This window comes from Variovorax sp. P4_D9 (assembly GCF_056401695.1).
This window is the reverse complement of sequence record NZ_JBFUIU010000233.1, coordinates 1-11,912: the sequence shown is the minus strand read 5'-3', so window position 1 is coordinate 11,912 and position 11,912 is coordinate 1. Positions and strand designations below refer to the sequence as shown.

The window sequence follows — 11,912 nt, the reverse complement described above, 5'->3', positions numbered from 1 at the left end:
CCCTTGCTTCGCGCGCCGATGCAGGCGGTACAGCAGGACCGTTGGTCGTCCCCATGGTCGGTCAACAAAATCTTGACTCGGTTGGGTGGCAGTTCCGTCTGCTCCGCGCTAGACCAATCTCGTCGCCGCGCGCCAGCAACGGGTTGTGTCTGCACCATCTTACGGTGGATGGCTTGGCACCAGAATGACTGGCATCGGCCTCACAGTGAGAGTTTCAACGTCTGCTCCGCATCTGGCGAACTGACGCTGCGGGCCCATTGCCGCCGGTCGGAATATCGGCGCGGACGACCGCAATGATCGGGAGCGGTCGCTCGGCCTTACAAGCTGCAGCTGTGTCTGCCAGACCCGTGTCGCCAAAGCTGACCGGATATGCGGCATTAAACTGCATGATACCGGCAGGGTAACGAGCGCGAAGGACGTCTTCATCGTCGGTGCCGACATCACCGAGTTCGGAGAAAAGTTCAACAACGAGTCCGCCGACGGAGGAACCGTCGAATAACAAAGAAGGACGAGTTGATGCCGTCCCACCTTTGGTTCTTAAGCTCCCTTTCCATAGAAGTGAACGAGCAGTGATACTACCGGGCCCACTAATGGCGTCATCAGGCTAATTGCGACGAGAAAACTCGCCCCCACAGTCTTGGCGGTAGTCGCATCAAGTAGCTTGCTCACTTTGTCCAAGCGCTCTATCGTCGAGTCCCTCGATTCATCAATGTCGTCTATCAATGTGCGCGCCTGCGTGTCCAATCTTCGCCGCACATTCGCAGCTGCGCGACGGCACGCGCGACGTAATTTTAAATCGACCGATATGAATACGGCCGAGCCTCGAACGAAAGAAAAGAAACTCGCGACGGGGACGACAACCAGAACGAACATGTTCGCGGTTGCACTGAAATAAATTAGAGTCAAAACCGCAAGCATGATCCCAATCCAAAACAGCAAGACAATCGCTCCGACACTGCGCAGCACGACGATGATTGGTGATTCGCTGTTTCGCAAAGGCGAAAGTGCTTGCGGCTCCCTGGCAACTGCTTCCGCAAACGTCGCGTAAAAGGTTGCTGCGTATGTCGCCTGTGCTCCCGTGAGGTAGAGCACAAAGAATTCCATCAGTATCAGAGCAAGCGCCCAGCCCTGAATCGTTGCGGCTTGAAGCGCAAACGATGAAGCTCCGATTGCCAGCGTCGCGACCCCTATTGAGACCCAAAGTATTCGACGAGTCGAGAACCGACTTTCTAGAGCGTTGCAAACGTACGCCTTCTGGCTCTCAGACATTAGCGGTTGCATCTCGTCGATGATCACACCCATGATCTCCTCTGTAGCGAGTCGGGCCATGTACGTTGCCGCCCCAAAGTAGAGTGCTCCCCAAATGGATAGGCGGACGACGGTTGTAATGTGCCGCGACTCGACCACCCACACCGGAAGAGAGAAAAAAAATATCAAGACCGCGAAGGCTAAGAATGCCGCAACGACGGGGTGGACACGTGCCCGGGCCGGCCAGCCAAAGCGTTCAACGCGTACACCCATCGAGTCACCGAGAACTGCGGATAGTTTGTCTTGAAGTTCGGAGTTGCTCACGATAGTTCCCCTTTTCGGCACGGGTTGGGTCCCCCGCCATTTCTAGCGCGGCATTCGCAATTTACTGCTGTCGCGTGCCCGAGCGCTTTTTTGCGTCCCAACATTGGAGGATGCGCGAGTCATATTGGATCCGACGAGTTGTGTCTGCGCTACCCGGAGACCGGCCGTCGATGCTGGCATTCGTTGGCACTTGGATGACCGGTTTCGTCTTTACAGCGTGAACTCGCCAGGAAAGACCGGAACCGCTGCTCACCTGCCGTTGAACGGAGGAGGGCGAAGGATGGCAGTGGGCCCTTGCCGTCTTACGTTGCCTACCGTTCGTCGATCATGTGCACGGTGCGCCGACTGCGACTCTGCGCTGCCCGCTTTTGCATCTGCGGTCGCGCATCTCGACGACAAGGAATGAAGATGGCCAGCGAAGCGCATGCTCCCGAGCACGCTCTCCTTGAGAAGGCTGCCCTACCGTCGCCAATACAGGCGCGACCCAAGACGCTACTTGAGAGTCTCGCGTCAAGGTTTGCCTTTGGGCCTTCCGACTCTCTGGCCGATTTCCTGTGCGGCCGATTGAAGGGTCATGTTGCGCGGATGCTGGGCCGCGTATTGATTGGAGGCAGAGACCAATCCCCCCGCCGGTGAGCCCAGGAGCGCGGACGACAGGATCGAGGACGCCTCTGGCATCAAGAGATAGGCCGTGATCTTGCGAGGATCGGTTCCGGGCGTGCTCAGTCTCGCGACGATCGCTGCATCCACATCGGTTCCTTGGCTGAGGTTTTCTACTTGAGCGGTAGCGCGCAGCCAGTTGGCGTACCTCACGGCATCCGTGAGGCCGAAGTCGCCGGCAGCGCTTGCGAACCGTGGCTCGCTGTTGCCGAGCAATTGCGCGATCTCATTCGTCGAGCGGGCGGAGTAGCTTTTCAGGATCTTGGGATCGTCGTTGATCGAGCCAGCCAGAATGTCGGCCGCGTAAGGGTTCGCTGAGCCGCGGATCGCCGATAGAAGTTCATCTTGCACGCCCGCAGGCGCGAGCGGCGCCATGTGGGCCAGTTCGCCGTAGTAGTCGTCCGCGCTCAGGACGCGGGCTTCGAACGCGGTCTTCAGCAGCGCATCCGATCCCGGCAGATAGCCGATGCGCGAGAAGCTCAGTGCAGCAGATCGCGCGACCTCCTTGTTGCTGTCGCCAATCAAGCTGCGCAGATCCAGCAGAATGTCGGAGTTGTAGCCGGTCGCGTTATCCGGCGAGTACAGGCGTCCAAGGATGCGGGCCAGCGCAATCTTCTCGTCGTCGCTGATTCCTGCCCTCAGCAGAGCGAGCGCTGCCAAGGCCGATCGAGTGGTGAGAGGCACGCCCTGCGCGAAGATTCGATCGAGCTCATTGCGTCCCTCGATGCCGGGCCTTGGGACATACGAGGCAAGCGGGTTTTGCGAATCCTGCTTGTCCCTCGCGGCCGCGATCTCCGCTGCGTACCTTGCGGCGGCTACGGATGACCCTCGTTCGTCTCGATTGAGTGTGGGCGCGGATGCTATTTGATGCGGTGCCGTCACTGCAACGGGTTGCGACTTCAACCATCCCCAGAAAATCCCGGTTAAGACGATGCCTGCGACGGCGAGGAGGCCGGCCTTTTTCATACCTGCCGCGCCTCAAGTCCAACCCTTCATCGTGTTGAAGAGCCTCGACGGCATCATGATGCCATCTTTGAGGTCGCGATTCCGATCCAGCCAGAGTTGAGGAACCGGGTAGATCGACGGAATGCCTTCGTCGTCGGCCGTCTTTTCGTACACATTCACGATGAACGTGTCGCAGCGGTACAGTCCACGCTCAGGCGGACGACCCCACATCAGAGGCTTGGCGCTCGTGTAGTGCTGACCATAGGTGTAGTCGGCTCCGATAAGAAAGGCCTGAAAGGCACGCTTGACCAGCGCCATCCGGGCCCGCACATCCTCGAAGTCCGTCGCTTGCAGGCACGCCGTCCTGAAGCATTTGTTCAACAGGTGGTTGGGGTTGTTGGGAGAGGCCGTTCCCCAGTACGCGGAACGCGACTTGAAGCTGGCGAGAGATTCATACTGGATGGCATTGCTTCCCTCATTCAATACTTCGACGACGACACTTCCGTCGAACATGCCGGTGTGTCCCAGCGAACCCAGGCCGGAGATCGACAGGTCGCGTCCGACCACGTCGCCAGCCAATTGGGGATCGCCGGAGACGACGTCGGCGCCGATGTTCCAGAGCGCCCTGCCGCTGCCATAGATGACCAGATTGCCGTCATCCTGCGCCATCAGGTATGCACCCGGGTTGCCGGACGTTTGCGAGTTCCAGAGCGGGACGCCGTTGCTGGCATACACGACGAGGTTGCCATCGCCTTGCATGGGGGCGAGCGCACCGGGACTCTGAGTCTGGCTGTTCCAGCGTGGGGTCCAGTCGGATGTCCGGTAATAGACGAGATTCCCGTCGCCCTGCATCACCAGGACGTAGCGGCCGTTGTCGGAACTGATGGATTGCCCCGGTGAAAGCGCTGTGTTGGGCGCCAGGATGCCGGCGCTGGTGAAACATGCGACGAGGACCAGTGCCAGGGCACCTAGTGCCCGAAATGAAGTCACCATCACAACCCCCCCAGGCATGCCTGCCCGCGCTGCATTGCGCTGCGCCAGCACGAATCGTCAGCGCTGGCCCCGGTCCCGCTTGTGAAGTGTGCGCAAGTGAGGCGGGAATTGTTCCGCAAAGAGCCGGCGCCTGCAAGCGCGCGGCAACCAATGTTCTGGAGACAATGTGCAAGGTGCCGCGACGAATTCTGCGCGGCATCCCTCGCAATCAGCCGATGCCCGACACATGGCGAACGATCCGCTCCGAGTCCCTCGTTCCGGCGACCTGCCAGGCGATCGTCTTGCGCGCGCGCGCCCCTTGGCGGGGACGCTTGGCCAGGCCTACGTCGAGCATCGCGGCATTCCGCTCAAGGTGGCCGAGGCCGCAGGCCTGCGCTTCGATCCTGACTGGGGCGGCCGCGCCGCGGTGATCGTTGGCCTGCACGGTGCCGACGGCATGCTGGCGTCGGTGCACGGCCGCTACCTGAGCACGCTGCACGGTCAGGACAAGATGCTCACCGTTGGGCCGGGCGGCGGCGTGGTGAGTGTGGGCGACGGCTGGCGCGCTGATCCGCTCATCTTCGTGGAGGGGCTTTTCGATGCGCTGTCGCTGGCTGTCTGCGGATGGAGCGCCTTGGCCACCATCTGTCGCTGGGCGCCTTGGCTGCCGCGGGTTTGCGAAGGTCGCGTCGTGTGGCTGGGGTTCGACGGCAACCGGCCCGGGGAACATCAGGCAAAGTGCTATTCGCAGTACCTGCCTGGCGCCTCTGTGCGCCGCCTGTTGCCGCCCGAGCGCTGCAAGGACTGGAATACCGCACTCGACAAGCACGGGCCGATCGACCTGGCGCGCCATCTTCGCCATATGCTGGCCGGTGATACAACCGCCCCATGAGCAACAAGCCCGGCAACGAGATCTACGTCAGCACCGATGTCGAGGTCGACGGGCCAATCCCCGGCCCGCACTCGATGCTTAGCCTCGCATCCGCTGCGTTCGACGCGAACAAGAAGCTGCTCGGCACCTTCTCGGCCAACCTCGAATTGCTACCCGGCGCCGCCGCCCATCCCGACACGCTCGAATGGTGGCGCCAGCGCCCGCAGGCCTGGGAGGCGGCGCGAACCCATCCCCGACCGCCACGGGCGGTGATGATCGAGTACGTGGAATGGCTCGAAGCCTTGTCGGGCGTGCCAGTCTTCGTCGGCTATCCGGCGGCCTTCGACTTCATGTTCGTCTACTGGTATCTGATCTCGTTCGCGGGCCGCAGCCCTTTCAGTTTTTCCGCGCTGGACATCAAGACCATGGCCATGGTGATGCTGCGCAAGGACTACCGGCGCAGCGTGAAGAACGCCATGCCGCGGCGCTGGTTCGACCAACTGCCGCATACCCATGTCGCGCTCGATGATGCGCTGGAACAGGGTTCGCTCTTTTGCAATATGCTGGCAGAGAGCAGGCGTCGCTGAGGGTCCGCGGTGCCTCGTCTCAGCCTCTCTTGCATGGGTCCGCCCGTCATACAACTGCACCATGGAACTGCGCCTGCCGCCGACCGTGTGCTTCCGGGTCACGCGTTATTGCAACGCGCGCTGCAGCTTTTGCCTGGCGCCGCCGGACGGGGCTCATCCGCCGGTCGCGGTCCTGGTGCAACGCCTCGACTGGCTGGCCGCGCATGGCGTGCGAACCATCCACTTCTGCGGCGGCGAGCCCACCATCCATCCTGCGCTGGCTGAACTGCTCGGCCATGTGCGAGGGCAAGGCAGCAGTTCGCTGATGACAACCAATGGGATTTCGCTACCCGCACCGGTGCTGGCCGCCCTGCGCGCATCGGGCACACAAGTGAAGGTGAGTCTGCATGGCGACCGCGCGCATCACGATGCGATCGTGGGGCGCGCCGCCTTCGACTTGGCGAGGGGCAATCTGGTCCGCCTGTTGGCATCGGGCGTTCCGACCACCGTGCAGACGACGGTGGTCGCCGGCAGCGAGTGGGTACTGGACTGGATGGCCGACTTCTGCCTTGCCCAGCGCGTGCATCGGCTGAGCATCCTGCCCTTCATTCCGCGTGGCAGCGGCTTTGCGCTGCGAGACCGGTTCAGCCTGGTGGGCGCGCAGCACGCGCAGCTTCGAGATCGGGTGCGGCGCAAGCGCCGCGAACTACAGGGCCGCCTCGACGTGCGCTGGCTGGATTTCTCGGCGCGGCCGGTTCATGTGGTGGAGGCCGATGGCCGCCTCGTGCTGGAGCGCGCGAGCGAATCGATGGACACCGAGTTGGGTTCGATTCCGGGGGAGGCCGTCGTGCGCAGGCGCATCGGCTTCCGGCCCGCTGCAGCGCTCGAATAGCGGCTACTTTCTGGGAAGGCCCGAGGCACTGGGGCACCTCACCATCGCAAGAATGAGCACGTCAACGGTGTCCATGAACTTCTCCAAGGTCGGTTGACCATCGGTACGTTTCCCTTGCTCGCCTTCGACGCCTGGATCGTGCTTCGCATAGAATTTTTTTGCGACATCGTCGCCGGCACTTTCGGCACTTGCCCTGAGTGCAAGATCATTTCTCGCGAAGCGACGCATGTGCGCAGCGCGCCAGTCGCTCGCGCTTCATCGGTCCCAGCGAGGGTTCGTGGAACACGAGCACAACTGCCCGCCGCACCGCGGCAATCCAAGTCCCGCTCGACATGCGGCCCCTTTCCGGCGCTGTAGGCATCGGACGGAATGGGTTCTTGACCTCGCACCTTGTCCCGATGTCGCTGTGGACCCTGGTGCGGCCCCGCTCGACTTGCCGCGTGTTACGGCTGCAATCAAAGCGAAATGCGGCGGACATCGCGTAGCCGCACCATCCCTGGACCGCAAGGCGAGTGCCCACGATCAGCTCTGACAGGATCGGAAGGCCCTCTCAATAGAAATAGGTGTCGAACTCAGTTCACATTCGGAGGAGCTGCGATGAAAAAATGGACCCAGGGCCTGCTCTGGTTGATCGGCTTCATCGTCGCCGGACTGATTGCCTTCACGGCGTTTGCATGGAAATCGGCCATCGCGCCGATCACACGACCAGTCGCCGCTTCGTTCGAGCCAGGCTTGGTGCAGCGCGGCGAGAAACTCGCCGCCGCTGGCTACTGCGTCGTCTGCCACACGGCGGCTGGCGGCAAGCCGTTTGCTGGGGGCCTGCCGATGGTGACCGGCTTCGGCACCATCTACACGACCAACATCACGCCCGATGCCGAAACCGGCATCGGCACATGGTCGCTTGAAGCATTCGCTCGCGCGATGCACGAAGGCGTAGCGCGCGATGGCTCGCATCTTTTCCCCGCCTTTCCGTATGACCGCTTCACGAAGACGTCGAACGAAGATGTCAACGCACTCTACGCGTACCTGATGACGCGCCCGGCGGTGCAGCAGGCCGCGAAAGTCGCCGACATGCCCTTCCCTCTGAACGTGCGATTACTCCAGGCCGGGTGGAAGCTGCTGTTCTTCAAGGAGGGGCGCTACGAGCCCGACGCCTCGCGAAGCGCTGAATGGAATCGCGGCGCTTACCTGGCCGAAGGGCTGTCGCATTGCTCGTCGTGCCACACGGCGCGCGATGCGCTCGGCGCCGAGAAGACCGGCGACGCGCGCTATGCCGGCGCTTGGGTGGACGGCTGGTTCGCACCGGCGCTCAATGCATCCAATACCGCCCCGGTGCCATGGAACAGCGCCGAACTCTACGGCTATCTGCGCAAGGGCGGCACCGCCTACCACGGTGTCGCAGCAGGCCCGATGTCTCATGTGGTGTCTCAGGGCATGGCGCTGGTCAACGACAGCGATGTGCACGCCATTGCCGACTACTTTGCGAGCATCAACGGCTCTTCGGCCAGGAACGCCGATGTGCCTGGCCTGGTGGCGGACAAATTGGCCAGGTCGCGCTTCGATCTGCAGACCGTCGACCATGGCGCGAATGTCTATGCGAGCGCCTGCGCGGCCTGCCACTACAACGCGCTCTCGGGGCCTCTGGCCATGCGGCCCGAGTTGAGCCTGAAGAGCTCGCTGATGGCAGCCGACCCGACCAACCTCGTAAACGTGATCCTCCATGGCATGAGCTACGGAGAAGGGTTGCCCGAAGCAATGATGCCGGCCTTCGCGACCGCGCTTTCAGACGACGACATTGCAGCACTCGTGAGCTATTTGAGACGCACGCGCACCGATCTGGCCGCATAGCAGAACGTGGCCGCGGTGGTGGCCAGGCAGCGCGGCGAAGCCGAAAGGAACTGAACTCATGGTCAATCTCCAAATCAACGGCAAAGCCATCTCGGCCGACGTTTCCGAGGACACGCCGCTTCTGTGGGTGATCCGCGAACACGCCAACATGACCGGCACTAAGTTCGGCTGCGGCATCGGCATGTGCGGCGCATGCACCGTGCACATCGAGGGCCGCGCCACGCGCTCGTGCATCACGCCGGTTAGACTGGTCGCAGGCGCGAAGATAACCACCATCGAAGGGCTGGCGCTGACGCCTCAACAGCCGCATCCGTTGCAAAAGGCCTGGGTCGAATGCCAAGTGCCGCAGTGTGGCTATTGCCAGTCGGGGCAGATCATGCAGGCCGCGGCCATGCTGAAAGATATTCCAGCGCCGACTGATGAAGATATCAATGGCGTGATGCGCGGAAATCTGTGCCGCTGCATGGCCTATGTGCGCATCCGCCGGGCGATCAAGATGGCCGCGGCTGAAATGTCGGTCACTGCAGTCGTGCCGGTGCAGGAGGCCAAGCATGTTTGACCGTCTGACCCGCAGCGCCGAAAGTGCAGCGACCTCGGTCCTGTCGCGCCGCGGCTTTCTCATCGCATCGGCCTCGACGGGCCTTGTGATGGCCTTCTCGCGCAATGCAATGGGCGTCGCCAACCCAGTCGAGGCGGCGCGGAGCGGCAACTTCGAGCCGAACATCTGGTACCAGATCGACCCCGCGGGCATCGTCACCGTCAACATCATTCGAGCAGAAATGGGTCAGCACGTGGGTACCGCGCTCGCGCGAATCGTCTCGGACGAACTCGAGGCCGATTGGGTGCAGGTGCGAATCAACCATGTCGACAGCGATCCGAGGTGGGGCTTGATGGTTACAGGCGGCAGCTGGTCGGTGTGGCAGAGCTTCGAGGCGCTGAGCCAGGCTGGCGCCGCCGGTCGCGAGACGCTGATTGTCGCCGGTGCCCGGATGCTCGGCGCCGACCCCGCCAACTGCGAGGCGCGCAGTGGGCGCGTTCAATCGGGTGCGCGCTCGGTGAGCTACGGCGACATCGTGAAGCGGGGTGGCTTCAGTGCGAGCTTCACGGCCGAAGAACTCAAGAGGATGCCGGTCAAGGCGCCTACCGCCCGGCGACAGATCGGGCTGCCGACGCAGGCACTCGACATCCCCGACAAGACGAACGGGCAGTCGATCTACGGCATGGACGCCAAGGTCGAGGGCATGGTCTACGCGGCGCCGAAGATCCCGCCGACGCGCAATGGCTCGAAGGTGCTCTCGGTCGATGACAGCAAGGCGAAGCGCTCGGCCGGTTACCAGGGCCATCTGGTGCTGCAGGACCCGAGCAACACCGTGCCGGGCTGGGTCTTGGTGATGGCCGACAGCACATTCAACGCCTTTCGCGCCGCTGCGTTTGTAGAGGTGAAATGGGCGTCCGACGAGACCTCCAAGGTGTCTGAAAAAGACGTCATCGAGTTCGGCCGCAAGCAGATCGAATCGACCGAGCCTGGCGCGCTCGTGGTGGGCGACGACGGCGTGGACGATCTCTTCGGCAAGGCCGCCAGTTTCGTCGAGGCCACCTACAAGACGTCAAGCGTGCTGCATTTCCAGCTCGAGCCAGTCAACGCGCTTGCCTTCGAGAAGGACGGGGTCTGGCAGATCCACACTGGCAACCAGTGGCAGTCGCTCATCCTGCCGATCCTGGCCAAGGCACTGGCCGTGGAAGAGAAGAAAGTGGTCATGGTCTCGTACTTGCTCGGCGGCGGCTTCGGTCGCAGGCTCAATGGCGACTATGCTGTTCCTGCGGCGCTGGCTTCCAAGGCGCTCGGAAAGCCGGTCAAGGTGGTGTTCACGCGGCCCGACGACATCCATTTCGATTCATTCCGCTCGCCCTCGATCCAGAAAGTGCGGATGGCTTTCGACGCAGACGGCAACGTGATCGCGATGGCACACAGCGCCTCGGCAGGTTGGCCGACCGAGGTGATGATCCCCGCATTCATGAGCAAGGCCGACAACGGCGTCAAGTACGACCCGTTCGCGATCGCAGGCGCCGACCACTGGTACACGGTAGGTGCGCAGCGCGTGCGCGCGCTGTCCAACGGCCTGGCCAATCGCGCCTTCCGTCCTGGCTGGCTGCGTTCGGTGGGACCGGGCTGGACCAACTGGGCGCTGGAGTCATTCATGGACGAAGCCGCGCATGCCCGCAACGTCGATCCCGTCGCGTTTCGGCTGAAGTTGCTCGATGGCAAGGGCCGAAACGCGGGTAGTACGCCATCAACGGCCGGTGGTGCGCGACGGCAAGCTGCGGTGGTGATGCGGGTGGCCGAAAAGGCCGGCTGGGGCAGCAAGATGCCAGAGGGCACGGGCCTAGGGTTTGCCACGACGTTCGGCCAGGAACGCGCCATGCCCACCTGGGTGGCCTGTGTCGCCCGCGTCAAGGTGGACCGTGCAACGGGATTCGTGAAGGTCGAAAAGCTCACCATCGTCATCGATGCGGGAACTGTCGTACACCCAGACGGCGCACTGGCGCAAGCCGAGGGTGGCGCGCTGTGGGGTGTGAGTATGGCGCTGCACGAAGGCACCCGTTTCGTCAACGGCGCGGTGGCCGACAGCAACCTCAACAGCTATACGCCGCTGCGCATGGGCGACGAACCGGAGATGGACATCGAGTTCATCGCGAGCACCGAGATGCCGGTTGGACTTGGAGAGCCGGCGACCACCGTCGTGGCTCCCGCGATCGGGAATGCGATCTTCAATGCCGTGGGGGCGCGGGTACGGGATCTGCCGATTCAGCCCTCGGATGTATTGAAGGCGATGAAGAGCTGACGTCGAGTGGCCGCCAGCATGGCGCACCGCACCTCGCGACCATTCGCTCGCGGGCGGGACCCCAACGACGCCCCAGAGCCCGGCAGTTCTAGTTCGAAGTCCAGGCTCGAGCGCGTGCTCCAGACTGTCTGCCGTCGTTCGCCTTCGTCCTGTCGAATGTCGGTGGCTGACGAAACCAGACCTTGGCATTTTTCTTCGCGAACGGCCGGTCCCAAGCAAGCGTGATCATTCGCATTTAAATAGCACCTCCGATTCGGGCCGGTGGACTCAGWGGGCCAGCCGGGATGTCCGAAGTCCCACGCCCACGCGACTGCGATKCGCCGTATATAGGGTCGATCCGACCACCACGGCACCTACGTCATCAGAGGTGGACATCGTAAAGTTAGCCGCTACAGTCGCCACCGATGACCGAATTTCTATGTCCTTGGAAGCCATCGGCGCTCGCTCAACCTGACTTCGGACCGTAGAAGAACCACTCGAATGAAGTACTTGCTCTTTGCCGTCACGATATTGAGCGCAGGGTTAGCCTCCGCTCAGGGCCGGGTCTGGAAGTGCGGTGGCGAATACACCAACAATGCGACCCTTGCTCAGCAGAGAGGATGCAAGTTGGTGGAGAGTCGGTCATCCTCTGCCATGCCGTCGGAGATGACTGTCCCAATCGATCAAGACGGCCACTTTCGCTTGAGGGGCTTCATCAATAATCAGCCGGCAATGTTCCTCGTCGACACAGGTGCCACCTATAT

At 62.4% G+C, this 11,912-nt stretch carries 10 protein-coding genes and 1 pseudogene; 7 read left to right on the top strand and 4 right to left on the bottom strand.

Features of this window, described 5'->3' with window-relative positions; genetic code table 11:
• Window positions 1–537: 537 nt before the first annotated feature.
• From AC1DY5_RS23765 to AC1DY5_RS23755, 3 genes are all read right to left on the bottom strand, one after another.
• The gene (locus AC1DY5_RS23765) at window positions 538–1,572 is read right to left on the bottom strand and encodes a hypothetical protein (RefSeq protein WP_478115327.1); all 1,035 of its coding nucleotides are present in this window, start codon (window positions 1,570–1,572) and stop codon (window positions 538–540) included.
• A 510-nt stretch (window positions 1,573–2,082) separates the two neighbouring features.
• Complete coding sequence (locus tag AC1DY5_RS23760) at window positions 2,083–3,198, bottom strand: hypothetical protein (protein WP_478115325.1); 1,116 nt, start codon at window positions 3,196–3,198, stop codon at window positions 2,083–2,085.
• 12 nt (window positions 3,199–3,210) lie between these two features.
• Window positions 3,211–4,221, bottom strand: coding sequence for a hypothetical protein (locus AC1DY5_RS23755; protein ID WP_478115323.1), 1,011 nt, complete (start codon window positions 4,219–4,221; stop codon window positions 3,211–3,213).
• A 175-nt stretch (window positions 4,222–4,396) separates the two neighbouring features.
• Here AC1DY5_RS23755 and AC1DY5_RS23750 point away from each other — a divergent pair, with 175 nt between their 5' ends.
• From AC1DY5_RS23750 to AC1DY5_RS23740, 3 genes are all read left to right on the top strand, one after another.
• A complete protein-coding gene (locus AC1DY5_RS23750) occupies window positions 4,397–5,041 on the top strand; it encodes a DUF7146 domain-containing protein (RefSeq protein ID WP_478115321.1) in 645 nt (214 codons plus the stop codon).
• The gene (locus AC1DY5_RS23745) at window positions 5,038–5,607 is read left to right on the top strand and encodes an exonuclease (RefSeq protein WP_478115320.1); all 570 of its coding nucleotides are present in this window, start codon (window positions 5,038–5,040) and stop codon (window positions 5,605–5,607) included. The genes AC1DY5_RS23750 and AC1DY5_RS23745 overlap by 4 nt, the downstream gene beginning before the upstream one ends.
• Before the next feature lie 61 nt (window positions 5,608–5,668).
• The gene (locus tag AC1DY5_RS23740) at window positions 5,669–6,478 is read left to right on the top strand and encodes a radical SAM protein (protein ID WP_478115318.1); all 810 of its coding nucleotides are present in this window, start codon (window positions 5,669–5,671) and stop codon (window positions 6,476–6,478) included.
• Window positions 6,479–6,481: 3 nt separating this feature from the next.
• Here the strand turns inward: AC1DY5_RS23740 and AC1DY5_RS23735 are convergent, their stop codons facing one another.
• Entirely contained in the window at window positions 6,482–6,706 is a 225-nt protein-coding gene (locus AC1DY5_RS23735) for a hypothetical protein (RefSeq protein ID WP_478115316.1), read from the bottom strand.
• 237 nt (window positions 6,707–6,943) lie between these two features.
• On the opposite strand from AC1DY5_RS23735, the gene AC1DY5_RS23730 reads away from it, so the two are divergent.
• The 4 genes and pseudogenes from AC1DY5_RS23730 to AC1DY5_RS23715 form a co-directional block, all read left to right on the top strand.
• Window positions 6,944–8,326, top strand: a complete 1,383-nt coding sequence (locus tag AC1DY5_RS23730) for a c-type cytochrome (RefSeq protein WP_478115314.1) — start codon at window positions 6,944–6,946, stop codon at window positions 8,324–8,326.
• A gap of 58 nt (window positions 8,327–8,384) precedes the next feature.
• Complete coding sequence (locus AC1DY5_RS23725; RefSeq protein WP_478115313.1) at window positions 8,385–8,885, top strand: (2Fe-2S)-binding protein; 501 nt, start codon at window positions 8,385–8,387, stop codon at window positions 8,883–8,885.
• Entirely contained in the window at window positions 8,878–11,169 is a 2,292-nt protein-coding gene (locus AC1DY5_RS23720) for a xanthine dehydrogenase family protein molybdopterin-binding subunit (RefSeq protein ID WP_478115311.1), read from the top strand. Before AC1DY5_RS23725 ends, AC1DY5_RS23720 begins: the two co-directional genes overlap by 8 nt.
• A 480-nt stretch (window positions 11,170–11,649) precedes the next feature.
• A pseudogene (locus tag AC1DY5_RS23715) lies at window positions 11,650–11,912 on the top strand (hypothetical protein); the annotation flags it as partial.

What these genes read in the sequence shown, in the direction of transcription:
- AC1DY5_RS23735 (WP_478115316.1), bottom strand. Translation starts at nt 6,706, where the DNA reads ATGCGTCGCTTCGCGAGAAATGATCTTGCACTCAGGGCAAGTGCCGAA.
- AC1DY5_RS23750 (WP_478115321.1), top strand. Translation starts at nt 4,397, where the DNA reads ATGGCGAACGATCCGCTCCGAGTCCCTCGTTCCGGCGACCTGCCAGGC.
- AC1DY5_RS23730 (WP_478115314.1), top strand. Translation starts at nt 6,944, where the DNA reads ATGCGGCGGACATCGCGTAGCCGCACCATCCCTGGACCGCAAGGCGAG.
- AC1DY5_RS23720 (WP_478115311.1), top strand. Translation starts at nt 8,878, where the DNA reads ATGTTTGACCGTCTGACCCGCAGCGCCGAAAGTGCAGCGACCTCGGTC.
- AC1DY5_RS23745 (WP_478115320.1), top strand. Translation starts at nt 5,038, where the DNA reads ATGAGCAACAAGCCCGGCAACGAGATCTACGTCAGCACCGATGTCGAG.
- AC1DY5_RS23740 (WP_478115318.1), top strand. Translation starts at nt 5,669, where the DNA reads ATGGAACTGCGCCTGCCGCCGACCGTGTGCTTCCGGGTCACGCGTTAT.
- AC1DY5_RS23760 (WP_478115325.1), bottom strand. Translation starts at nt 3,198, where the DNA reads ATGAAAAAGGCCGGCCTCCTCGCCGTCGCAGGCATCGTCTTAACCGGG.
- AC1DY5_RS23725 (WP_478115313.1), top strand. Translation starts at nt 8,385, where the DNA reads ATGGTCAATCTCCAAATCAACGGCAAAGCCATCTCGGCCGACGTTTCC.